The organism is Streptomyces sp. NBC_01176 (assembly GCF_045039825.1).
GTDB lineage: Bacteria > Actinomycetota > Actinomycetes > Streptomycetales > Streptomycetaceae > Streptomyces.
Map to the genome: position 1 here is coordinate 2342328 of NZ_CP108600.1, position 23651 is coordinate 2365978.

A 23651-nucleotide genomic window follows, 5' to 3' on the forward strand; every position below is an offset into this window, starting at 1 on the left:
GCGGGTCGTCGGAGCGGGGCCCGCTCTCCCCGAGACCGCGACCGCCCCGGGTGCTGCGCGAAGCCTTGCCGCTCCAACTTCCATACTGTAGACAATATTTCGTCGACAGAGTTCGGCAGTTCCTCGGTACCCTCGACCGAACGGAGCGAGCCACAGTGAAAGTCGCCGTTCTCGGCGCCGGTGCGATCGGCGCCTATGTCGGGGCCGCGCTGCACCGCGCAGGCGCCGATGTGCATCTCATCGCCCGTGGACCGCATCTGGCGGCCATGAGGCGGCACGGAGTCCATGTACGCAGCCCGCGCGGCGACTTCACCGCGCGCACCCATGCCACCGACGACCCGGCCGAGGTCGGGCCCGTCGACTACGTCTTCCTCGGCCTGAAGGCCAACTCGTACGCGGCGTGCGGGCCGCTGATCGAGCCCTTGCTGCACCGGGACACGGCGGTGATCGCCGCCCAGAACGGCATCCCCTGGTGGTACTTCCACCGGCACGGCGGCCCGCACGACGGCCACCGTGTGGAGAGCGTGGACCCCGACGGCGCGGTCAGTGCGGTGCTCGCGCCCGAACGGGCCGTCGGATGCGTGGTGTACGCGGCGACGGAACTGGAAGGACCGGGAGTCGTCCGCCACCTGGAAGGCACCCGGTTCTCCATCGGCGAGCCCGACCGCTCGCTCTCCACCCGCTGCCGGACGTTCAGCGAGGCCATGCGGGCGGGCGGCCTCAAGTGCCCCGTCGAGCCCGACCTGCGCAACGACATCTGGCTGAAGCTGCTGGGCAACATCTCCTTCAACCCCATCAGCGCGCTGTCCCGCGCCACCATGCGGCAGATGTGTCTGCACGGCGGTACCCGCCAGGTCATCGAGATCATGATGGCCGAGACGCTCGCCGTCGCCGAGGCCCTCGGCTGCGAGGTCGGCGTCTCCATCGAACGCCGGCTGGCCGGCGCCGAACGCGTCGGCGACCACCGCACCTCGACCCTGCAGGACCTGGAACGCGGAAAGCCGCTCGAACTCGACGTGCTGCTCGCGGCCGTCGTGGAACTGGCGGAGATCACCGGGGTCCCGGTCCCCACCCTCCGTACCGTGCACGCCCTTTCGGATCTGCTCGCATCGAGGACCGCCGCATGAGGAAACGCGACCCGAGGATCTACACCCGGCTCACGCATCCGCTGGTGCGGGACAGCCGCGACGAACCCTTCCGGCGGGCCACCTGGGACGAGGCCCTGAGCCGCGCCGCCGCGGGGCTGCGTGCCGCGCGCGGGGCGTTCGGCCTGTTCTCCTGTGCCCGTGCGACCAACGAGATGAACTTCGTGGCCCAGAAGTTCGCTCGGGTGGTGATGGGCACCAACAACGTCGACTCCTGCAACCGCACCTGTCACGCCCCGAGCGTCGCCGGTCTCTCGGCGGCCTTCGGCTCCGGCGGCGGGACCTCCTCGTACGCGGAGGTCGAGGAGACCGACCTCGTGGTGATGTGGGGCTCCAACGCCCGCTTCGCACACCCCATCTTCTTCCAGCACGTACTGAAGGGCATCAGGAACGGCGCCCGGATGTACGCGGTCGACCCCCGCCGCACGTCGACGGCCGAGTGGGCCGAGGGCTGGCTCGGTCTGAACGTCGGCACCGACATCCCGATGGCGCACGCGATCGGCCGCGAGATCATCCGGGCGGGTCTCGCCAACCACGCCTTCATCCGAAGGGCGACCAGCGGGTTCGAGGAGTACGAGCGACTCGTCGAACCCTGGACGCTGTCCCTCGCGGAGAAGGTGACGGGCGTACCGGCCTCCGCCATAAGGGAGTTGGCGCACGCGTACGCCCGTGCCGAACGCGCCCAGCTGTGCTGGACGCTCGGCATCACCGAGCACCACAACGGCACCGACAACGTCCGCGCGCTGATCAACCTGTCCCTGCTGACCGGCCACGTGGGCCGTCACGGCTCCGGGCTGCAGCCGCTGCGCGGCCAGAACAACGTGCAGGGCGGCGGCGACATGGGCGCCATCCCGAACAGGCTCCCCGGCTTCCAGGACATCCTCGACCCGGACGCGCGGCTGAAGTTCGAGTCCGCCTGGGACACCGTCATCGAGCCGCACTACGGACTGAACCTGACGGAGATGTTCGAGGCGATGGAGGACGGCACCCTCAAGGCGGTCTACTGCATCGGGGAGAACCCGGCGCAGTCGGAGGCCGACAGCGAGCAGGCCGTCCGGCGGCTCGGCGCCCTCGACTTCCTCGTCGTCCAGGACATCTTCCTCACCAGGACGGCCGAACTCGCCGACGTGGTGCTGCCCGCGACCGCCGGGTGGGCGGAGACGGAGGGCACCACCACCAACAGCGAACGGCGCGTCCAGCGGGTGCGCGCTGCGGTGACCCCGCCCGGTGAGGCCCGGGAGGACATCGACATCCTCCGCGACCTGGCCGCGCGCCTCGGACACGAGTGGAAGTACGCCGACTCCGAGGCCGTCTGGAACGAACTGCGCTCGCTCTCCCCGGACCACCACGGGATGACGTACGCGCGTCTGGAGGAGCAGCAGGGCATCCAATGGCCCTGCCCGGACCCGGAGCGGATCGAACCCACCTATCTGCACGGCCGGTTGTGGGCCGACGACCCCGCCGAGCGCGGCCGGCGCGCACCCTTCGGTCTCGTCCGGCACGACCCGCCGGTGGACCTCACGGACGAGACGTATCCGATCCGGCTCACCACCGGGCGGCGGCTCGACTCCTACAACACCGGTGTGCAGAGCGGCGGTTTCGCCTCACCGTTGCGGCGCGGCGAGTACGTCGAGCTGTGCCCCGAGGACGCGGAGCGCTACGGGGTCGTGGTGGGCGAGGAGGTCCGGATCTCCTCGCGCCGGGGCTTTGTCCTGGCGCCCGTGTGGATCGACACCGCGCTGCGCCCGGGACTGGCGTTCATGACGATGCACTTTCCCGACGACGTGGACACCAACCGGCTGACGATCGAGGCGAACTGCCCGATCGCGGGGACGGCGGAGTTCAAGGCGTCGGCGATCCGGATCGACAAGCTGCCGGCCGCGACTCGAGGAGCTGAGGCGGGACATGGATCTGCACTTCGGTGACAGCAAGCCGACGGACGAGGAACGGGCGGCCGTCGACACGCTGCTCGGCCCTCCGGAGTCCTCGTGGGAGGGCGCCGACCGGTCCGACGCCGACCTCAGGTGGGCGCGCGGTGGCCGCGAGGCCCGCGCGCGCCGGGACCTGCTGCTGCCGGGGCTGCACGCCGTCAACGACCGGGTCGGCTGGATCAGTGAGGGTGCGCTCGGCTATCTGTGCCGCCGGCTGACCGTACCGCCCGCGGAGGCGTACGGCGTCGCGACGTTCTACGCGATGTTCTCCGTGAAGCCGCGTCCGGCGACCGTGCTGCACGTCTGCACGGACCTGGCGTGCATGGCGGCCGGGGCCCCGGAGCTGTGCGAGGGGGTCGAGTCCCGGCTCGGCCCCGGCAGCGGGGTGACCGTGGAGCGCGGACCCTGCCTCGGCCTGTGCGAACGGGCTCCGGCCGCGCTCGCGGTCAGGGCGGGCGATCCGGTGCGTACGGCCGTGGCGGCGCCCGCCACCGTCGAGCGGGCGGTACTGACGGCGAGCGCGCCCGGCTCGGCGGCCGAGGAGCCGCCCGCGGCGCGGGCCCTCCCCCAGGCCGGCGATCCCTCCTTGATGCTGCTGGGCCGCGTCGGCGTGGTCGACCCCGCCGACCTGGACGACTACCGGGCGCACGGCGGGTACACCGCGCTGCGGCGGGCCTTCGCGCTCGGGCCCGCCGGGGTCATCCGCGAGGTCACCGACGCGGGCCTGGTCGGGCGGGGCGGGGCCGCCTTCCCCACCGGCCGCAAATGGCGGGCCACGGCCTCCGAGCCCGACACTCCGCACTACCTGGTGTGCAACGCCGACGAGTCCGAGCCGGGCACCTTCAAGGACCGGGTGGTCATGGAGGGCGACCCGTACGCGCTCGTCGAGGCGATGACCGTGGCGGCGTACGCGATCGGCGCGCACAAGGGCTATCTGTATCTGCGGGGCGAGTATCCGCGCGCCCTGCGCCGCATGGAGCACGCCATCGGCCAGGCACGTGCCCGGGGTCTGCTCGGCGACGACGTCCTCGGGCAGGGATACGCCTTCGACATCGAGATCCGGCGCGGCGCGGGCGCGTACATCTGCGGCGAGGAGACCGCCCTGTTCAACTCGATCGAGGGGTACCGGGGCGAGCCGCGTTCCAAGCCGCCCTTCCCGGTGGAGAAGGGTCTGTTCGGCAGGCCCACCGCCGAGAACAACGTCGAGACGCTCGTGAACGTCCTGCCGATCCTGACCGGGGGAGCCGAGGCGTACGCGGCGATCGGCACCCCGGGCTCCACCGGTCCGAAGCTGTACTGCGTGTCGGGGAGTGTGGAACGGCCCGGCGTCTACGAGCTGCCCTTCGGGGCCACGCTGGGCGAGTTGCTGGAACTGGCGGGTGTACGGGAGGGTCTGCGGGCGGTACTGCTCGGCGGCGCGGCGGGCGGCTTCGTACGCCCCGACGAACTGCACGTCCCGCTCACCTTCGAGGGCACCCGGGAAGCGGGCACGACCCTCGGCTCGGGCGTGGTCATGGCCTTCGACGACACCGTCCCCCTGCCCCGTCTGCTGCTGCGGATCGCCGCGTTCTTCCGTGACGAGTCGTGCGGGCAGTGTGTGCCCTGCCGGGTCGGGACCGTGCGCCAGGAGGAGGCGCTGCACCGGATCGCCGAGCGCGCCGGCGCGGCCGCGGCGGACGACGTCGCCCTGCTCAGGGAGGTCGGCCGCGCGATGCGGGACGCCTCGATCTGCGGTCTGGGGCAGACCGCGTGGAACGCCGTGGAATCCGCGATCGACCGACTGGGGGCGTACGAATGACCGCGATACCGCTCGGGACTCCCCGCCGGCTGCTCGAATTCACCCTCGACGGTGAACCGGTGCGCGCGCCGGAGGGATCGACGGTCCTCGACGCCTGCCGTGCCGCGGGCAAGGACGTCCCCACCCTGTGCCAGGGCGACACGCTGACCCCGAAGAACGCCTGCCGGGTCTGTGTCGTCGAGGTCGAGGGCGCCCGCACCCTCGCTCCGGCCTGCTCGCGGAAGGCGGAGGAGGGCATGCGGGTGCGGACGGACACGGAGCGCGTCCGCCACAGCCGCCGTGTCGTCCTCGAACTGCTCGCCTCCTCGGTGGATCTCTCGACCACCGCGCGGGTCGCCGAGTGGATCGAGGAGTACGGGGCCGAGCCGGACCGGTTCGGTCCCGATGCCGCGCGCGTCGACGAGGAGCCTCGGATCGACAACACCCTGTACGTGCGCGACTACGGCAAGTGCATCCTCTGCTACAAGTGCGTGGACGCCTGTGGCGACCAGTGGCAGAACACCTTCGCGATCTCGGTCTCCGGGCGCGGCTTCGACGCCCGGATCGCCGTGGAGCACGACGCCCCGCTGACCGACTCGGCGTGCGTGTACTGCGGGAACTGCATCGAGGTGTGCCCGACCGGCGCGCTCTCCTTCAGGTCGGAGTTCGACATGCGGGAGGCGGGTACGTGGGACGAGTCGGCGCAGACCGCGACGACCACGGTGTGCGCCTACTGCGGTGTGGGCTGCAACCTCACGCTGCACGTGCAGGACAATGAGATCGTCAAGGTCACCTCTCCGCACGACAACCCGGTGACCCACGGCAATCTCTGCATCAAGGGCCGATTCGGCTACCAGCACGTACAGAACCGGGACTGATCAGGACATGGGACGAGTCACGGAACGACGCAAGGTGATCCGCATCCGGGACGGGGCCGAGAGCACCCGCCCCGACACGCTGGTCGCCGAGGAACCGCTCGAGATCCGCCTCAACGGCAAGGCGCTCGCCATCACCATGCGCACCCCGGGCGACGACTTCGCGCTCGCGGCGGGCTTCCTGGTCAGCGAGGGGGTCCTCGGCAGGGCGGACGAGCTGCAGAGCATCGTCTACTGCGCGGGTGCGACGGTGGACGGTTCGAACACGTACAACGTCGTGGACGTACGGACGGCGCCCGGCGTCGTCATGCCCGACATCACCCTCGAACGCAACGTCTACACGACGTCGTCCTGCGGTCTGTGCGGCAAGGCGAGCCTGGACGCGGTCCGCACGACGGCGCGCTGGACCATCGACGACGGTGACGACGCTCCCCCGGTCCGGCTGGAGCCCGCACTCCTCGCCGTCCTCCCCGACCGGCTGCGTGCGGCGCAGCGGGTCTTCGACCGGACCGGGGGTCTGCACGCCGCGGCGCTGTTCACCGAGGACGGCGAGCTCCTCGACGTACGCGAGGACGTGGGCCGGCACAACGCGGTCGACAAGCTGGTCGGGCGCGCCCTGCAGGACGGCAGGCTCCCGCTCTCCCGCACCGTCCTGCTCGTGTCGGGCCGGGCCTCCTTCGAGCTGGCGCAGAAGGCTGTCATGGCGGGCATCCCGGTGCTCGCCGCGGTGTCGGCCCCCTCGTCCCTGGCCGTGGACCTCGCCGCGGAGTCGGGCCTGACCCTGGTCGGCTTCCTGCGCGGCGCCTCCATGAACGTGTACGCGGGCGAGCACCGCATCGCCCTGCGGGCCGCGGCCGCCCAGGGCTGACCGGCTCCCCGCGACACGGCGGCGGGGCCCCGACCGGCGGGGAGCGCCCCCTGCGCCGAAGGGGTCCCGCTGTGTCGTGCCCGGCCCGGTCCGCCGGGACGCGCCGGGCCGCGTGACGGGACCCCGGCCCCCGGCTCGCTCACCCGGCGCTGAAGCGCACCTGCCCGGCGGTCACGACCGTGCCCAGCCGGGGGAAGTCGAGGCGGACGGATGCGTCGTGCTCGGCCGCGGTGAGGGCGGCCATCGCGTCCTCGGCGAAGACCAGGTCGTAGCCGAGGTCGCCGGCGGCGCGGGCGGTGGACTCGACCCCCAGGTTGGTGGCGATCCCGCCGAACACGAGCGTGGAGATGCCGCGTTCCCGCAGCCGCGCGTCGAGGCCGGTCCCCTGGAATCCGCCGATGGACCGCTTGACGATCTCCAGATCGCCCGGCGCGGAGAGTCCGGCGACCAGGCCGCTGCCGGGCGGCTGCTCGGCCGCCCCGGGCCGTTCGACCCGGACCAGGACGACGAGCGCGCCCGCCTTGCGGAAGGCGGTCGCCAACTCCTCGGCGGCGGAGAGGACTGCGGTGCCGTCTCGGGGTTCCACGGGCAGCCCGACGATACGGTCCATCAGATCCACGAGCACCAGAGCGGTGCGCGCGGGATCGAGGGCGAGGCGGGGTGCGGTTTCGGGTGCGGTCATGACGGAACGTTAGCCGTCCTCAGCCGTCCGTACCGGAAATCCGGATCAACAAACCCGTGAACTGATCCCGTTCGGCCGTCAGGAGCGGGGCTGACAGGGCGCCGTTCGCCTCGCACCGCCGGTCCGTCTCCCGGGGCCGGTCGGCGGGGCGTCCCGGACCCGCGCGGTCGGACGCGGTCGGCGAACCGTGCGGCGCGCGCCGCAAATCTGGCGTGAACACGACCGGTGCATGCTCCTTGTGGGGTGCTTGAAGGCCCAAGTAGCGTCTGTGGCCCACACATCGGACGTCGGATGTGGGATGTCCGACCTTCATCACACCCAGGTCGCCCAGACGCATGAAGGGCAGGTCGCACCATGCCGTCAAGCCTCCGCGCACGTCTGAGATCCGCCGCCGCAGCCGTTCTCACGGCCGCCCTCACCGCGGCCGCGCTGATCGCGCAGCCCAGCCCGGCCGGAGCTCAACAGGCCGCCGCTCCGGCCGAGTTCGAGCAACAGGTGCTCTTCAAGGCCGCCCAGGACCCCGGTTACGCCTGTTTTCGCATCCCCGCCGTCGTACGGACCCCGCGGGGCACCCTGCTGGCGTTCGCCGAGGGACGCGTCCACGACTGCGGCGACGCGGGCGACATCGACATCGTCGTCAAGCGGTCGACGGACGGCGGCCGCAGCTGGGGCCCCCTCCAGGTCGTGAACGAGGGCGCGGGCGACACGCACGGCAACCCCGCGCCCGTCGTGGACCGCGAGACCGGCCGCGTGGTGCTGGCGGAGACGTACAACACGGGCCGGACGGACGGCCGCAGCTGCGACGTCCCCTGTGACCGCACCCCGCATCTGCAGTACAGCGACGACGACGGTCTCAGCTGGTCCCAGCCGCGGGACCTGAGCGACGAGATCCTCCCGCCGAACTGGAACTCCTGGTACGCCACCGGCCCCGTGCACGGCATCCAGCTGACCCGCGGCCGGCACACCGGACGCCTCGTCTTCGGCGTCAACACCGAGACCTGGAACGGCAGTCGGGTCACCGCCAACAACGCCGCCCTCATCACCAGCGACGACGGCGGCGACCACTGGGGGATCGGTGCGAAGGACTCGTGGCCGATCGCCGACGACGGCACCTTCCGCCAGAAGCCGTCCGAGCTGACACTCACCCAACGCGCCGACGGCGCCGTCCTGGTGAGCGGGCGCGAGCAGGACGGCACCGATCTCGGCCACCGGACCCAGACCGTCAGCCGTGACGGCGGCGACAGCTTCACCGCCCCCTTCCGCGCCCTCCCGGACCTCTACGCACCCCAGGTCCAGGGCTCCGTCCTGCGCATGGACGACCGGATCCTGCTGGCCTGCCCCGGCGATCCCGACCGGCGCAGGACCATGATGATCCGCTCCTCCTACGACGGCGGCCGCACCTGGGACAGCGTGGACCGCGGCACGGTCGTCACCACGGACTGGTCCGGCTACTCGGACCTGGCCCGGATCGACGGCGACACCGTGGGCCTGCTGTACGAGGGCGGCGCGGTCGACGCGCGCGACGAGATCCGCTTCGCCCGCTTCACCGAGGCCTGGCTCACGCCGCGCCGCGGACCGGACCCGACGACAGCCGACCTCGCTCCGCGCACCGCACGGGCCGCGGTGCTCGGCGGCGCCCACGAGACGGCGGGCGTCCTGGGCGGCGCCCTGGAGTTCGACGGCGCCGACGACGCCGTACGACTGCCGTACCAGGACCGCCTCCCGCTCGGTACCAAGGACTTCACGGCGTCCCTGTGGTTCCGCTACACGGCCACCACCGGGGAACAGCCGCTGCTGTGGATGGGCGGGATCGGCACCACCCAGCCGCAGGTGTGGATGCGCGCCGAGCCCGCGTCCGACCGGATCACCGCGCTGATCACCACCCGCGACGGCGCGACGGCCCCGGCCACCGCGTCGGTACGCGTCCCCGGCGCCCGCAACGACGGCCAGTGGCACCATCTGGTGCTGCGTCGCGACCAGGGCGCCGGGCTGCTCACGCTCTTCGTCGACGGTACGTCGGTGAGCACGCCGGACGTGCCCGGATCGGTCAGCCGCAACTCGCCGTTCGGGGTGCACGTGGGGCAGCGGATGGACAGCCGGGCCTACTTCACCGGAGCGATCGACGAGGTCCGGGTCTACGACCGGGCGTTGAGCGACACGGAACTGTCCGCCGCACCGGACCGGAAGGTGACCCGGGACACCGTGGTGTATCTCCCCCTGGACCATGTGGGCGGGAACCACTGACGTCCCGTCCGTGCCCGACGGCGTACACGTACGACGGCGACGACGGCGGCCCGGGGCCGGCTTGGCGTGCTGCCCGCCGCCCTCCCCCACGACGACGGGGAGGGCGGCGGCGCGTGCGCGGCCGTACGCTCCGCCTCCGGCGGCGCGGGGGGATCTCAGTCGGAACGTCGTGCGGTACCGACCGCGGTTCGTGGGCCCGCGCCCGGGTTCCGATCCGTGACCGGCCGGCCCGTCCGGGCATCCCCGGCGTCTCCGGCCTCTCCGGCGGCCTCGATCGCCTCGGGATCGCGGGCACGGCGCTTCGCGATCACCGCGCACACCATGAGCTGCATCTGGTGGAAGAGCATCAGGGGCAGCACGGCGAGCGAGGCGTGCGCGCCGAACAGCACGCTGGCCATGGGGAGCCCGGACGCCAGGGACTTCTTCGACCCGGCGAACTGGATCGCGATCCGGTCGCCCCGGCCGAAGCCCAGGGCCTTCCCGCCGTACCAGGTCAGCGCCAGCATCACCGCGAGCAGCAGGGCCTCGACGAGCAGCAGCCCGGCCAGCCGGACCGCGCTGACCTGGTGCCAGATGCCCTGCACCATGCCCTCGCTGAACGCGGTGTAGACGACCAGCAGGATCGAGCCGCGGTCGACGTACCCGAGGACCTTCTTGTGCCGTGTGATGAACCCGCCGATCCAGCGCCGCAGCAGTTGCCCGGCGAGGAACGGCACCAGCAGTTGCAGCACGATCTTGACCAGCGAGTCCGCGGAGAACCCACCGCCGCTGTTGCCGAGCAGGACCGCCGCGAGCAGCGGGGTGACGACGATGCCCGCGAGCGAGGAGAAGGATCCGGCGCAGATCGCGGCGGGCACGTTGCCGCGGGCGATGGAGGTGAAGGCGATCGACGACTGGATCGTCGAGGGGACGAGCGTCAGGAAGAGCAGACCGGTGTAGAGGTCATGGGTCAGGAACACCGGTTCGAGTCCGCGGGCGGCGAGGCCGAGCAGCGGGAAGACGACGAAGGTGCAGGCGAGCACCGTGGCGTGCAGCCGCCAGTGCTTGAGCCCGTCCAGCGCCTCCCGGGTGGAGAGCCGGGCGCCGTACAGGAAGAAGAGGAAGGCGATCGCCGCGGTGGACGCGCCCGAGGCGACATCGGCGCCCGTGCCCCGCGCCGGGAGGAGGGCCGCGAGACCCACCGTCCCGAGCAACAGCAGGATGTAGGGGTCGATCGGCATCCAACTCGGCCACTGCAGGCGTTTCACGGTGCTCCACTGCTCGCTCGTCGTAGATCGTCCGCCGGGGGCGGGTCGTGCCCTCTCCATCGTCCTCCTCCTCTCCGTGATCGGGAATCCGTCATACCGTTCTGACTGACATCATGATTCGCGATAGCCTGCGGGGATGTACGACCCGTCCCAGCTGCGTACCTTCCTCGCGGTGGCCGAAACCCTGAGCTTCACCCAGGCCGCCCGGCGGCTGGGGCTGCGTCAGTCGACGGTCAGCCAGCACGTGCGCCGGCTGGAGGACGCCGCCGGACGGCAGCTGTTCTCGCGCGACACGCACTCCGTGGAGCTCACGGTGGACGGCGAGGCGATGCTGGGCTTCGCGCGCCGCATCCTGGAGGTGCACGAACAGGCGACCGCGTTCTTCACTGGCACCCGGCTGCGCGGCCGCCTCCGCTTCGGCGCCTCGGAGGACTTCGTGCTGACCCGGCTGCCGGAGATCCTGGAGGGGTTCCGGTACGACCATCCCGAAGTGGATCTGGAGCTGACGGTCGAGCTGTCCGGCACGCTGCACGAACAGCTCGCGGCGGGCAGACTCGACTTGGTGCTGGCCAAGCGGCGGCCCGAGGACCCTCGTGGCGAGCTGGTCCGGCACGACCGCCTGGTCTGGATCGGGGCGGAACGCCTGCGCCTGGACCCCGACCGCCCGGTCCCGCTGATCGTCTACCCGCCTCCGGGCATCACCCGCGCCCTGGCCCTGGAGGCGCTGGAGCGCCAGGGCCGGCCCTGGCGCATCGCCTGCACCAGCGGCAGCCTGAACGCCCTGGTCGCGGCGGCCCGCGCGGGCCTCGGCGTGATGGCCCACTCCCGGGGGCTCGTACCGCCCGGCCTGGTCACGGTCCCGGAGCGGGCGGGACTGCCGGAGCTCGGCGAGGTCGACTTCGTCCTGGTGCACGGACAGCGACAGGCGTCCGCGCAGGAGGCGGCGGACGCGCTGGCGGCGGCGATCCTGGGCGGCGGGGACCGGCTGCACCGCGGACAGCCGGGACCGCGGAGCCGCCCGCTGCCGCCACCTGGATGATCCCGCCGCCACCGGTCCGGTTCCGCCGTCATTCGCCCTCACAGCCGCGTATCGGCAGGATGGGGGCCATGAGCGAGATCCACACCCCCCGTCTTCTCCTGCGCCGCTGGCTGGACGACGACCTTGTCCCCCTGTCCGAGATCCACGCCGACCCCGAGGTGATGCGGTGGATCGGCGACGGCACGCCGCGTTCCCTGGAGCAGACGGCCGAGGACATCGAGGCGTGGGAGGAGGAGTGGGACGAGGAGGGCTTCGGGATCTTCGCCGTGGAGCTCCTGGGCTCCGGGGAGCTGGCCGGGGCGGTCGGGCTGTACCTGGCCGACACCCCGCCCGGGATCGCGGGCGAGGTGGCGATCGGCTGGCGGCTCGGGCGGGCGTTCTGGGGGCAGGGATACGCGTCGGAGGCGGCTCACGGCGCGCTGGAGTTCGCCCTGCAGGACCGCGGCCTCGACCGGGTCGTGGCCGTGTGCCGGACCGCGGACACCGCGTCCACGAACGTGCTGGGCAAGCTCGACATGCGACCGGAGGGCACCGCGGTGGACCCGGTGCACGGGCACGACCTGCGGGTGTTCGGGATCGACCTGACGGAGTTCCAGGGGTAGACCGCCCCTGACCATGGTCCGGCCGTCCGGCCGCCGCGCTCGCCCGACGGGGCCTTCACACGCGTTCCCGTCGGTGCGCGAGGCCGACAAATCCGGCACCCGGCATCCCGCCGCCGGGGCGCCGTCGGTCGTACAGATTCCGTGGAGATTACGGGATCGAAACCTACGGAGCCGTAAGGGATTCTGTCCGACCCTTCCCCATGTGCGGGCATTTCCATGACTGACCTGTGCGGACGCCGCGTGCTCCCCCACTCCGGCGCCCCTCCCGTCCGACGGCGCGGTGGGGTAGCTTTCACGGCGCTGTGCGGAGCGCCACTAGGAGCGGATTTGCGCGAGTTCACCAACTCTCCGTTGGCGTCGGCGCCGCCGGTGGGCGGCCTGGCCGACGTCGTGTTCGACCATGCCCGGGAGGATCCGCTGCACATCGCGCTCGGCCGCAAGGACGAGCAGGGACAGTGGCGCGACGTGACGTCGGCCGAGTTCCGTGACGAGGTCCTCGCCCTGGCCAAGGGGCTCCTCGCCCACGGCATCCGGTTCGGGGACCGGATCGCGATCATGTGCCCCACACGCTATGAGTGGACGCTCTTCGACTTCGCGTTGTGGACGATCGGCGCCCAGGTCGTGCCCATCTACCCGACCTCCTCCGCCGAGCAGGTCTTCTGGATGCTGCACGACGCCCAGGTGTCGGCGGTCATGGTGGAGCACGAGGACCACGCGATGACGGTCGCCACCGTCGTCGACCGGCTGCCGCAGTTGCACAAGCTGTGGCAGCTGGACGCCGGCGCGGTGCAGGAGCTGTACGAGGCGGGCGCGCACCTCGACGACGAGGTGGTGCACCGGCACCGGCGCGCGGTCACGCCCGAGTCCATCGCGACGATCATCTACACCTCGGGCACCACCGGGCGCCCCAAGGGCTGTGTCCTCTCGCACGCGAACTTCATGTTCGAGGCGGACACCGTCATCGAGCGCTGGGAGCCGGTCTTCCACTCACGGCGCGGCGACCAGGCGGCCACCCTGCTGTTCCTGCCGCTCGCGCACGTCTTCGGGCGGATGGTGCAGGTCGCGGCGTTCCGCGGCAAGGTCAAGTTCGGCCACCAGCCGCAGCTCAACGCGGCGGCGCTGCTGCCCGACCTGGCCGCGTTCCGGCCGACGTTCTTCCTCGCGGTGCCGTACATCTTCGAGAAGGTCTTCAACGCCGCCCGCCGCAAGGCCGAGAAAGAGGGCAGATCGGGACCGTTCGAGAAGGCCGTCGAGGTCGCCGTGCGCTACGCGGACGCGGTCGAGGAGAAGGCCTGGGGCATCGGACCCGGCCCCTCGGCGGCCCTGCGGGTGCAGCACCAGTTCTTCGACAAGGTCGTCTACGCCAAGGTGCGGGCCGCGATGGGCGGCCGGGTCAGACACGCGATGTCGGGCGGTTCGGCGATGGACCGGCGGCTGGGGCTGTTCTTCGCGGGCGCGGGTGTCGTCGTGTACGAGGGGTACGGGCTCACCGAGTCAACCGCGGCCGCCACCGCCAATCCGCCCGAGCGCACCCGGTTCGGCACCGTCGGCCAGGCGATCCCCGGCACCACCGTGCACATCGCGGACGACGGGGAGGTCTGGCTGAACGGCGGGAACGTCTTCCAGGGCTATCTCAACGACCCCAAGGCCACCGACGCCACCCTGCACGACGGCTGGCTCGCCACCGGCGACCTGGGCTCCCTGGACGAGGACGGCTATCTCACCATCACCGGGCGCAAGAAGGAGATCCTGGTGACCTCCGGCGGCAAGAGCGTCTCGCCGGGCGTCCTGGAGGAGCGGGTGCGCGATCACCCGCTGGTCGCGCAGTGCATCGTCGTCGGCAATGACCGGCCGTACATCGCGGCGCTCGTCACCCTCGACGGGGAGGCGGTCGAACACTGGCTCCAGATGCGGGGCAAGCCCCCGCTGTCCACCGCCGACCTGGTACGCGATCCGGACCTGGAGACCGAGGTGCGGCGCGCGGTGGTCGCGGCGAACACCCTCGTCTCGCAGGCCGAGTCGATCCGCACCTTCCGGATACTGGCCCACCAGTTCACCGAGGAGCACGGACTGCTGACGCCTTCGCTGAAGCTGAAGCGGAAGGCGATCGAGAACGCCTACGCGACGGAGGTCGAGGCGCTGTACCAGGCGTAGGGGCTCCGGGACCTCCCCTACCCCACCCGAGTGCCCTGACGTCTCCGCCACCGAGCGGCCGGCCGTCTCCACCCCGGAGCGCACCGACGTCCTCGTCCCGCGGTGACCTGACGCCTCCGTCCGGAATCGAGGCGACCTGCCATCCTCGCCCCGTCGACGACCACACCGGCACGGCCGGGCTCGTTTCCGGCCAATCTCCGGGCCCCGCCGTCAATCCACCGGGAATAAGCCGGTCAGGAATGCATCAGGGCCGATGATCGTTGACCATGGCAGTACCACCCGACGACTGAAGGATCGAGAGCTCGTGAGCAAGGTCCCCCCGATCATCCTGAACAACGGCGTCGAGATGCCGCAGCTGGGCTTCGGCGTCTGGCAGGTCCCGGACGACGAGGCGGAGCGAGCCGTCGCCACGGCGCTGGAGAGCGGATACCGCAGCATCGACACGGCGGCGATCTACGGCAACGAGGCGGGCACCGGCAAGGCGATCGCCTCCTCCGGTGTCGCCCGCGAGGACCTCTTCGTCACCACCAAGCTCTGGAACAGCGACCAGGGGTACGACGCCACGCTCCGCGCGTTCGACGCCTCCCTGGAGAAGCTCGGCCTGGATTACGTGGACCTGTATCTGATCCACTGGCCGCTGCCGTCCCGGGATCGCTACATCGACACGTACAGGGCCTTCGAGAAGATCCACGCCGATGGCCGCGCCAAGGCCATCGGCACCTCCAACTTCCTTCCGGAACACCTGGAGAGGCTGATCGAGGCGACGTCCGTCATCCCTGCCGTCAACCAGATCGAGCTGCACCCGCACCTCCAGCAGCGCGCGGCGCGCGAGTTCCACGCGGAGCAGGGCATCGCCACCGAGGCGTGGTCCCCGCTCGGCCAGGGCAAGGGTCTGCTGGAGGTCCCCGCGATCGTCGCCATCGCCCAGAAGCACGGCCGTACCCCGGCGCAGATCGTGCTCCGCTGGCACATCCAGCTGGGCAACGTCGTGATCCCCAAGTCCGTGACCCCGGCCCGGATCGCGGAGAACATCCACGTGTTCGACTTCTCCCTGGACGCCGAGGACATCGCGGCGATCAGCGCACTGAACGAGGACCGGCGCATCGGTCCCGACCCGGCCGCCTTCGACGTGGGCTGACCAGCCCCGACCCTTCCGCCGGCCCGGACACGCCCCGCGTGTCCGGGCCGGCGTCGTTCCGACCCCCTGAACCGGCGTCAGCCCCCGGAACGCACCGTGATCCGATTCCTGGACCGGACCAACTCCGCCGAAGGTCTTGACGGGGTCATGTAAACGGGGCCACCTTGTACGGCAACCCGGTAAGGAAACTTTCCTAACAGAGGGGTCCCCCCACATGCGTTCTCGAACACTGACCCTCGCGGCCGTCGCCGGTGCCGCGCTCCTCGCCACCGCCGCGCTCCCGGCCACCGCCGCCCCGTCCGGCGCCAGAACTCCCGCGTCCGCCCAGGAGGGCTCGGTCAGCGCGGCCGACCTGCTCGCCAAGGTGACGTCCTGTTCGCAGATATCGAGCGGGAAGTACAAGACCGACGACGAGACCTCGGCCACCATCCCCGTGTGCGGCAAGAACGGTGCCGTGTTCTGGAAGGCCGACATGGACATCGACTGCGACGGTCAGGTCACCACCCAGTGCAACGGCGACACCGACCCCTGGTTCCAGGACGACACCGCCTTCCACCAGTCCGACGGCAAGCCGCTGCGGGCCGAGTCGCTTCCGTACGTCGTGGTGCCGAGCACCAGCAGCATCTGGAAGTACACGAGCTACGGGATCAAGGGCGGCGGAGTCGTCGCGGTGATCTACAACAACAAGGTCGAGTACGCCGTCGTGGGCGACACCGGGCCGACACAGATCATCGGTGAGGCCTCGTACGCCACCGCCAAGGCCCTCGGCGTCGACCCCGACCCGGAGACCGGCGGGGCGGACTCCGGCGTGACGTACATCCTGTTCAAGAACTCGCAGGTGTCGCCGATCGAGAGTCACACCGCGGCCGTGTCGCTCGGGGACTCCCTGGCGAAGCAGTTCCTGCAGAACAACTGAGTCCCGCGCAGGTTCGGCGGGTGGGCGCGGGTTGTCGTGGGCCGGTGCGGCGCCCACCCGCCGAAGCACACGGATCACCGGCCCGCACCCCGAAGAGGCCTCCCGGGCAGGTCAGTTGGGCTGGCCGATCGGCCGTACCACCACGGTGTTCACATCGACGCCCGCCGGCCGGCCGATCGCCCAGACGATCGACTGCGCGAGCTGATCGGCCGTCAGGAGATCGCCGGGCGGAAGGCTCCCGTAGCTGTCCCAGAACGGTGTCTCCACCCGGCCCGGCGAGATCAGGGTCACGCCGACACCGAACTCGGTCACCTCCCGGCGGGCGTTCTCGGCGAGCCCGGTCACGGCCCACTTGGTGGCCCCGTAGATGTTGCCCGGCGTGTGGACGTGGCCCGCCACACTCCCGACCAGCACGATCCGGCCCCGTGTCTCCTTCAGGGCGTCGATCGAGGCCCTGATCAGCAGCGCCGGACCCAGCACATTGGTCAGCACCATCTCGGTCCAGCCCGCCGGGTCGCCCGCGGCCACGGAATCGTGCGTGGCGAAACCGGCGTTGGCGACGACGGTGTCCAGGCGGCCGAACTCCTTGAGCGTCGACTCGACCGCCGACCGCACCTGGTCGTACTCGGCCGCGTTGCCCACGACCGTCAACAGCCCTTCAGGGCGCCCGAGTTCCTCGGCGAAGGCCTGCAGTCGCTCCGCGCCGCGCCCGGTGACCGTGACCCGGTGCCCGGCATCGAGCAGTTGCCGCGCGACCGCGGCACCGATACCGCTTCCACCACCGGTGATGAGCGCGACAGGTGAGTCGTTCATGAGTACCCCCGTATGCATCCGATCGACCGCGGGAGTACATCACTTGAAGCGCTCTCGAAGTCAAGGACGACCTCGGCGGCACGTCGAGCGGGACGGTCGGACTCGGAGGTCGGCGGACCGCCCGGGACGTCGGCGGACCGCCCGGGACATCGGCGGACCGCCCGGGGCGTAGACGGGCCACCCGGGACGCCGGCGGCCCGAGCGGCCGGGCGCGTGCCCGCCGGCCCGAGCTACTCCGGCTTCTCCGCGACGTACACCGTGTGCGCCGTCAGCAGGAACGCGTCCGGGCGCTGGTGCACGCTCGCCTTGTCCTCCGGGTCGAGGAGCCGGTCGAGGGTCGCGCGGTCGTCCGGGTCGAGCCCCTCGGCGAGGGTATCGCGCAGGCGGGTGAGGGCCGTGACGACGAAGGCGCGGGCCTCGTCCGACAGCGGGGCGGGAAGATCGACGAGGAAGGTGCGGGTCGCCGTGTGACGCAGACCGGCCCCCGCCAGCAGGGCGGGCCAGTCCTCGGTCTCCGCCACCGCTCCGGGCAGCTCGGTGCGCATCCGGTCGAAGAACTCGTCGTGGACCACGTCGATCCTGGACTGCAGACCGGGACGCCCGATGCCGATGTCACGCGGGAGGTAGCGAGGGGGCAGACCACCCTCCAGGAGGGCGAGGATGCCACCGGGCGCGAGGGCGCGCGCGAACCCGGCCAGTGCGGCGCCCTGGTCCCCGACGTGGTGCAGGGACCTGCTGGCCCACAGCAGGTCGGCCGGGTACTCCACGTCCCCCAGTCCGTCGGCGAGGTCGGCCCGCACCGTGCTGAAGCGGTCGCCGACGCCGAGCCGGCCGGCGCGGGCGCGGGCCCGCTCCAGCAGGGTTTCCACACCGTCCACGGCGACGACCCGCGCCGCGGGGAAGGCGTCCGCGAGGAGACAGGAGATGACGCCGGGGCCGCTGCCCGCGTCCACTATCAGCCCGGGCGCGGGGCGCTGCTCCCGCAGCCAGGCCGCCGCCTCGGTGTAGAGCGGGCTGAACAGCTCCGCCTCCTGCTCCAGCATGGGGACCATGTCGGCGAAGTCCATGTAGGAGTGGTCGTGGGCGTGTCGGGGAGTGCTCGCGTGGTCGTGCCGATGGGTGTTCTCGTGGTCGTGGTCGTGCGCCATGGTGGTCGGCCTCTCGTCCGGGTTGGTGCACAGCGTGCTCCACGGATCCCGGAAACGGCCAATCGTGTTGCCCAAACAGCAAAAACCGGCCCGGAAAACCCGGTGCGCCCCGGGCGGCCCGTCCCCGACCATGACCCCATGGACGACGAGATGGTGGAGCGGTTCGTCGAGGACGGGTTCGTCAGGATCGAGGGCGCCTTCCCGCCACGCGTCGCCGAGGACGGTGCGCGGCTGCTGTGGAAGGAGACGGGTTACGACCCGGACGACCCCGGTACCTGGGAGGACCCCGTGCGCTGGGTGAGCAGCATGGCGCAGGGTCCGTTCGCCGCCGCGGCCAACTCCCCCGTGCTGCACCGCGCCTTCGACCTGCTGGTCGGCGAGCGGCGCTGGCTGCCCCGCTACGCGCTGGGCAGCTTCCCCCTGCGGTTCCCGCACCCGGACGAGCCGGACGACGCGGGCTGGCACATCGAGGGGAGCTATCTGCCCGACGGCCAGTCGCTGTACCACTCCAGCCTCTCCTCACGGGGCAGGGCGCTGCTGATGCTCTTCCTGTTCAGCGAGGTGACCGAGGACGACGCCCCGACCCGTATCAGGGTGGGCTCGCATCTCGACGTGCCGCCGGTCCTGGAACCGTACGGCGAGGCGGGTGCCTCCTTCCTCGAACTCGGTCCGAAGGTGGCCGGGGCGTCCGCGCACCGTCCGCTCGCCCTGGCCACCGGCCGCCCCGGCGACGTGTACCTCTGCCACCCGTTCCTGGTGCACGCGGCGCAGCCGCACCACGGCACGCGCCCGCGGCTCATGGCGCAGCCGCCGCTGTACCCGGCGGTGCCCCACGAGCTGGAGCGGGCGGACGGCGGCTACTCGGCGGTGGAGTCGGCGATCCGCCGGGGGCTGGCCCAGGAGGCCTGAACCCCGGCGGATCACCGGGCCACAGGGCCTACAGCGGCGGATACGCGTGCGTCATCAGCGGCTGGAACTGCTCCACCCCCTCACCCTCCGGGCCGTGAGGAGGTACCAGCACATGCGCCCGGTTCGACACGCCCTAGGCGTACAGACGGGCGAGCGCGGTCGCCGTCCGCGCGATCCGGTCCCGCAGTTCGGCGGGCTCCAGCACCTCGATTCCGGCTCCGAGGGCGAGCAAGTCGTCATGGGCGCGGTCGACGGACTCGATCGGGACGGTGGCCCGGGTCCAACCGTCCGCCTCCCTGGTGCCGTTGTCCGCCACGGCGTCGGCCGCCACGCCGGTGAGCCGGGTGCCCGGCGCGACCCGGATCACCGCCTCATCCCGGTGCAGCCGGTCGTGGAAGTCCCGTTGGTACGCGGTCCAGTACGCGGCCAGGTCGAAGTCCTCGGGTCGCGCGAACTCCTCCCCCGTCGCGTCGAGCCGGAGGATCTGGTCCACGCGGAAGGTACGCGGCCCCGGTCCCGCCACCACGTACCAGCGGCCCGCCTTCAGGACCAGGCCGTACGGCTCCAGGCGGCGCCGCACATCCGTGGGTTCGCGCCACCGCCGGTACAGGACGCTCAGGACGCGGCCGTTCCAGACGGCGTCGGCGACGGCGGGGAGGTACGGGGTGTCGTCGGCGTCCGCGTACCAGCCCGGCGCGTCGAGGTGGAAGCGGTCGCTGATCCGGTCGGCGTGGGCACGCAGCTCGCGCGGGAGGGCGGCACGCACCTTCAGCCGGGCGGCGGCGAGGACCCGGCCGAGTCCGAGTTCGGCGGCGGGGCCGGGCACGCCCGCGAGGAACAGCGCCTCGGCCTCGCCGGCCGTGAGTCCGGTGAGCCGGGTGCGGTAGCCGTCCAGGAGCCGGTAGCCGCCCGCGTGGCCCGCGTCTCCGTAGAGCGGCACGCCGGCCGCGTGCAGCGACTCCACGTCCCGGTACACGGTCCGCACCGACACCTCCAGCTCCTCGGCGAGCTGGGCGGCCGTCATCCGGTCGCGTGTCTGCAGCAGCAGAAGAATGGACACCAGGCGGCTGGACTTCACTGACACAGGATGTCAGTGGAGCGGCTCTACCGTCCTGCCATGACCTCGACGACCCCAGCGAATCCGAGCACACCGACGAATCCGGCTGATCCCCTGTCACCGACGCGCCCTCCGACCGCCACGACCGCGGCGACGGCGACGCGCGCGACCCGCGCGGCGGCGTCCGGGACCCGCGCGGCGCCCGCTGACGTCGCGGCCCCCACGGGCTTCAAGGAGAAGCTGCTGACCGTGCCGCCGCCCATCGAGGTGGCGGGACGGTGGATCAAGCGGTACCACGTCACCGCCGACCCGGCGGGCATCGCGCCCGAGGTCGAGGAGGCGGCGTACGCGCTGCTGCCGGCCCTGCTGCCACAACCGGACGGCACCCCGCCGGCGACGTTCGTCGTCCTGCACCGGGGCGGGGACGACGGCGCCTACCTCAACGCGTACAGCTGGGTGTGGGACAACGTCCTGCACTTCCGGGGCGCGGCGGCGGGCCAGCCGGTCCTGGGCTGCCCCGACCGGGATCCCACCCACTTCGGGACGCTCGCGATGCCCTGGATCGGCTGCGTCTGGGAACTGCCGCCGATCCTGCACGAACGTGACGCCTGGGTACGGCACTTGCTCTCGCCCGCGGTCCCCGACCTCGCCGCGTACGTCGCCGACTCCCTTCCCGAGGGCACGACGGGAGACCGTTCATGAGCGCCCCGCACGACTTCGACTTCCTGCACGGCGACTGGAACGTCCACAACCGGCGCCGGGCGGACTTCCTCGACGAGGACAGCCGCTGGGAGGAGTTCCCGGCCACGAGCCGCTGCTGGAGTCTGTTCGACGCGGCCGCGAACATCGACGAGATGGCGGTGCCGGTTCAGGGCTGGAAGGGGCTCACCCTGCGGTTGTTCGACCCGGCGGCGCGGGTGTGGTCGCTGAACTGGTCCTCCAGCCGCAGCGGGAGACTGTTCCCGCCGGTGACCGGGGCGTTCGGGAGCGATGGACGCGGGGTGTTCCACGGCGACGACACGTACGACGGGAAGGACGTGCGGGTGCGGTTCGTGTGGTCGGGGATCTCGGCGACCACGGCCCGTTGGGAACAGGCCTTCTCCGTGGACGGGGAGAGAAGCTGGGTGACCAACTGGGTCATGGAGTTCACCCGGCCGGCGCCTTCCTGAACGCGCGCAGCGCGAACCGCGGTTCGGGGCGCGGGACTTCCTGATCGGGCAGTGCTTCCAGCAGCGTGACGAAGTGCTCCGTCAGCGGGTCGCCGGGCGCCAGCCGGGTGAACCAGCCGCGTCGCAGGTCCGCCACCGTGCTGCGCGGGCTGCGGCCCTGCCCGCGGCCCCGGAACCGGCTCCGGCCGGCCGGGACGAGGCCGTGCTCGCCGGCGTACGCCGTCACCTGATCCGCCGCGTCCCGGGCGGATCGACGCGGGCGCGGAGCGAGGACGGCGTCGATGTCGCTGCCCACGTCGTGCGCGGCGGCCTTGTCGACGGTGGTGACGTACACCCCGCCCGGGCGCAGCACCCGCGCGCACTCGGCGACGATGTCCCGGACGTCCGCGCCGCTGTCGGCCAGGTGCAGCAGCCATACGCTGGTGACGGCGTCGAACGAGCCGTCGGCGAAGGGCAGTCGGCGACTGTCGGCGCGTATCACGGAGCCGGGGAGCCGTGCCGCGGCCATCCTGGTCATGCTGTGCGCGGCGTCCACGCCTGTCACCCGCAGCCGTGGGCGTGCGAGGGCGAGGCGGCGGGTGACCGTTCCGGTGCCGCAGGCCGTGTCGAGCAGGTTGCGCGCGTCCTCGGGGACGAGGCCGAGCACCGCTGTCGCGGCCGCCTCGGCGCGGGGTTCACCGCCGCGGCTGGCGTCGTAGGCGGCGGCTTCCTTCTCGTAGTCCAGCATGCGGGTCAGGCCGCGCCGTGTCCCGGGGCGAGGTTCTCCACCCGGCGGGCGAGTGCGAGGTCGAGGTCGGTGACGGCGCCGCCGACGCTGTGCGTGTTCACGGTGAGGGTGATCGTGTTGTAGCCGAGTGTGAGGTCGGAGTGGTGGTCGAGCTCCTCCTGCACCTGGGCGATGTGCACGACCATCGCGGTCGCGGCGGAGTGGGAGGCGAGGCGGTAGGAGCGGGTGAGGTGGTCGCCGTCGAGCGACCAGCCGGGCAGGTCCGCCAGGCGCGTCTCGATCTCCTTCTGCGACAGGGGTTCGACGGGCATGACGTTGCTCCTTCGGTACGGCGCGGGTGTCCTTGGGCGGGGCCGATTCTCAGCGTGCCACAGTCCTTGCGCCCGCTCTCGTCACCCGGGTTCCCCCTCCCCAGTCGCCCCTACCCGACCCAGGACGCCGACAACGGTGCGAGCAGTCGATGACGAGTGGTCAGTCTCCTTTGCCCGCACCGGGTTTACCGCCATGACGGCCGTCCAGGTGCTACCTCTCCCCGGGTTGTCCGTCAGGATCGGCGGCAGCCTGGACGAGATTCCGTTCCAGGCGTTCGAGGGTGTGCAGGGCGGCGGTTCGCTCGTCGGCGGAGAGGCCAGCCGTGGAGAGGTCCTCCAGGTGACTCCAGACCTGCTCGACCTCGCGGCGCAGGGCGTGGCTGGCCGCCGTGGGTTCGATGAGCGAGGCGCGCCTGTCGGTGGGCGAGGGGCGGCGGCGGACGAAGCCCGCCTGCTCCAGGCGCCGGACGGTACGGGTCATGGTGGCTGCGTCGGAGTCCATCAGCCGCACCAGGTCGGCCTGCCGCTGGGGGCCGAGTTCCCACAGGTGCATCATCACCAGCTCCTGGCCCGGATGGAGGCCGATCCGGCGCAGCAGTTGTCCGGCGAACATGCGGTGCAGGCGGGCCAGGCGGAAGATCGCGTGACTGACCGGCCCGCTGCCGGCGGCGGCCGGCACCGGAACGGTGACCTCCTGCCCCGCCTCCGCGGAGCCCTTCCCGAGGTCGGGCGTGGACTGCGTCATCGGAACCTCACTTTCCTGCTCGGGCAGGATAAGCCTACCTCTCAGTGGGCACCTAACAGCACCCATGCCACCACCAGGGCACATAGGGGCCGAAAGCGCCGTGTCGCGTGGTTCACATGGAAGAGCGGGAATGCACGGGGGCCATTACCTGTTC

General features: G+C 71.7%; 22 protein-coding genes. 14 read left to right on the top strand and 8 right to left on the bottom strand.

The window, feature by feature from the left end:
* Positions 1-155 precede the first annotated feature (155 nt).
* Genes OG199_RS09875 through fdhD form a run of 5 tightly spaced genes read left to right on the top strand, consistent with a single transcriptional unit; the run spans position 156 to position 6596 of the window.
* A complete protein-coding gene (locus tag OG199_RS09875) occupies positions 156-1127 on the top strand; it encodes a 2-dehydropantoate 2-reductase (protein WP_356808707.1) in 972 nt (323 codons plus the stop codon).
* Positions 1124-3070 carry a molybdopterin oxidoreductase family protein gene (locus OG199_RS09880; RefSeq protein ID WP_405829114.1) on the top strand — a complete coding sequence of 649 codons (1947 nt, stop codon included), beginning with the start codon at positions 1124-1126 and terminating at the stop codon, positions 3068-3070. The genes OG199_RS09875 and OG199_RS09880 overlap by 4 nt, the downstream gene beginning before the upstream one ends.
* Positions 3051-4874, top strand: coding sequence for an NAD(P)H-dependent oxidoreductase subunit E (locus tag OG199_RS09885; RefSeq protein WP_405829116.1), 1824 nt, complete (start codon positions 3051-3053; stop codon positions 4872-4874). The genes OG199_RS09880 and OG199_RS09885 overlap by 20 nt, the downstream gene beginning before the upstream one ends.
* The gene (locus OG199_RS09890) at positions 4871-5731 is read left to right on the top strand and encodes a 2Fe-2S iron-sulfur cluster-binding protein (RefSeq protein WP_405829117.1); all 861 of its coding nucleotides are present in this window, start codon (positions 4871-4873) and stop codon (positions 5729-5731) included. The genes OG199_RS09885 and OG199_RS09890 overlap by 4 nt, the downstream gene beginning before the upstream one ends.
* Positions 5732-5738: 7 nt before the next feature.
* Positions 5739-6596 (top strand): formate dehydrogenase accessory sulfurtransferase FdhD, encoded by an 858-nt coding sequence (fdhD, locus tag OG199_RS09895; protein WP_266703488.1) that lies wholly within the window; start codon positions 5739-5741, stop codon positions 6594-6596.
* Positions 6597-6735: 139 nt separating this feature from the next.
* Here fdhD and OG199_RS09900 read toward each other — a convergent pair whose 3' ends face one another.
* A complete protein-coding gene (locus tag OG199_RS09900) occupies positions 6736-7278 on the bottom strand; it encodes an isochorismatase family protein (protein ID WP_356808699.1) in 543 nt (180 codons plus the stop codon).
* Positions 7279-7632: 354 nt separating this feature from the next.
* Between OG199_RS09900 and OG199_RS09905 the strand changes: the two genes are divergently transcribed.
* Positions 7633-9522: an exo-alpha-sialidase gene (locus tag OG199_RS09905; protein ID WP_405829119.1), complete on the top strand. Its 1890-nt coding sequence runs from the start codon at positions 7633-7635 to the stop codon at positions 9520-9522.
* 155 nt (positions 9523-9677) lie between these two features.
* On the opposite strand, the gene OG199_RS09910 is transcribed toward OG199_RS09905, so the two are convergent.
* Positions 9678-10769 carry a bile acid:sodium symporter family protein gene (locus tag OG199_RS09910; protein WP_405834488.1) on the bottom strand — a complete coding sequence of 364 codons (1092 nt, stop codon included), beginning with the start codon at positions 10767-10769 and terminating at the stop codon, positions 9678-9680.
* A 136-nt stretch (positions 10770-10905) separates the two neighbouring features.
* Between OG199_RS09910 and OG199_RS09915 the strand changes: the two genes are divergently transcribed.
* The 5 genes from OG199_RS09915 (at position 10906) to OG199_RS09935 (ending at position 16618) form a co-directional block, all read left to right on the top strand.
* The gene (locus tag OG199_RS09915) at positions 10906-11808 is read left to right on the top strand and encodes a LysR substrate-binding domain-containing protein (protein ID WP_356808936.1); all 903 of its coding nucleotides are present in this window, start codon (positions 10906-10908) and stop codon (positions 11806-11808) included.
* Positions 11809-11876: 68 nt separating this feature from the next.
* The gene (locus OG199_RS09920; RefSeq protein ID WP_405829121.1) at positions 11877-12410 is read left to right on the top strand and encodes a GNAT family N-acetyltransferase; all 534 of its coding nucleotides are present in this window, start codon (positions 11877-11879) and stop codon (positions 12408-12410) included.
* A 327-nt stretch (positions 12411-12737) separates the two neighbouring features.
* The gene (locus tag OG199_RS09925; RefSeq protein WP_356808937.1) at positions 12738-14564 is read left to right on the top strand and encodes an AMP-binding protein; all 1827 of its coding nucleotides are present in this window, start codon (positions 12738-12740) and stop codon (positions 14562-14564) included.
* A 346-nt stretch (positions 14565-14910) separates the two neighbouring features.
* Positions 14911-15702, top strand: a complete 792-nt coding sequence (locus tag OG199_RS09930) for an aldo/keto reductase (RefSeq protein WP_405834490.1) — start codon at positions 14911-14913, stop codon at positions 15700-15702.
* 214 nt (positions 15703-15916) lie between these two features.
* The gene (locus OG199_RS09935) at positions 15917-16618 is read left to right on the top strand and encodes a glycoside hydrolase family 75 protein (RefSeq protein ID WP_356802636.1); all 702 of its coding nucleotides are present in this window, start codon (positions 15917-15919) and stop codon (positions 16616-16618) included.
* Between the two features lie 111 nt (positions 16619-16729).
* On the opposite strand, the gene OG199_RS09940 is transcribed toward OG199_RS09935, so the two are convergent.
* Positions 16730-17431: an SDR family oxidoreductase gene (locus OG199_RS09940; protein WP_405829124.1), complete on the bottom strand. Its 702-nt coding sequence runs from the start codon at positions 17429-17431 to the stop codon at positions 16730-16732.
* 230 nt (positions 17432-17661) lie between these two features.
* Complete coding sequence (locus tag OG199_RS09945; protein ID WP_401806073.1) at positions 17662-18579, bottom strand: class I SAM-dependent methyltransferase; 918 nt, start codon at positions 18577-18579, stop codon at positions 17662-17664.
* A 138-nt stretch (positions 18580-18717) separates the two neighbouring features.
* Between OG199_RS09945 and OG199_RS09950 the strand changes: the two genes are divergently transcribed.
* Positions 18718-19488 carry a phytanoyl-CoA dioxygenase family protein gene (locus OG199_RS09950; protein ID WP_405829125.1) on the top strand — a complete coding sequence of 257 codons (771 nt, stop codon included), beginning with the start codon at positions 18718-18720 and terminating at the stop codon, positions 19486-19488.
* A gap of 133 nt (positions 19489-19621) precedes the next feature.
* Here the strand turns inward: OG199_RS09950 and OG199_RS09955 are convergent, their stop codons facing one another.
* Entirely contained in the window at positions 19622-20566 is a 945-nt protein-coding gene (locus tag OG199_RS09955; RefSeq protein ID WP_405829127.1) for a helix-turn-helix transcriptional regulator, read from the bottom strand.
* Between the two features lie 228 nt (positions 20567-20794).
* Between OG199_RS09955 and OG199_RS09960 the strand changes: the two genes are divergently transcribed.
* On the top strand, positions 20795-21247 hold the full coding sequence (locus OG199_RS09960; RefSeq protein ID WP_401806071.1) for a hypothetical protein: 453 nt from the start codon (positions 20795-20797) through the stop codon (positions 21245-21247).
* A complete protein-coding gene (locus OG199_RS09965; protein ID WP_356802627.1) occupies positions 21244-21714 on the top strand; it encodes a hypothetical protein in 471 nt (156 codons plus the stop codon). The genes OG199_RS09960 and OG199_RS09965 overlap by 4 nt, the downstream gene beginning before the upstream one ends.
* Here OG199_RS09965 and OG199_RS09970 read toward each other — a convergent pair.
* The 3 genes from OG199_RS09970 to OG199_RS09980 form a co-directional block, all read right to left on the bottom strand.
* Positions 21692-22441, bottom strand: coding sequence for a class I SAM-dependent methyltransferase (locus OG199_RS09970; RefSeq protein WP_356802625.1), 750 nt, complete (start codon positions 22439-22441; stop codon positions 21692-21694). The two genes, OG199_RS09965 and OG199_RS09970, sit on opposite strands and share 23 nt — an antisense overlap.
* Before the next feature lie 5 nt (positions 22442-22446).
* Positions 22447-22752, bottom strand: a complete 306-nt coding sequence (locus tag OG199_RS09975) for a 4a-hydroxytetrahydrobiopterin dehydratase (protein ID WP_401805926.1) — start codon at positions 22750-22752, stop codon at positions 22447-22449.
* Between the two features lie 211 nt (positions 22753-22963).
* Positions 22964-23497, bottom strand: a complete 534-nt coding sequence (locus OG199_RS09980; RefSeq protein WP_356802621.1) for a MarR family transcriptional regulator — start codon at positions 23495-23497, stop codon at positions 22964-22966.
* Positions 23498-23651 lie beyond the last annotated feature (154 nt).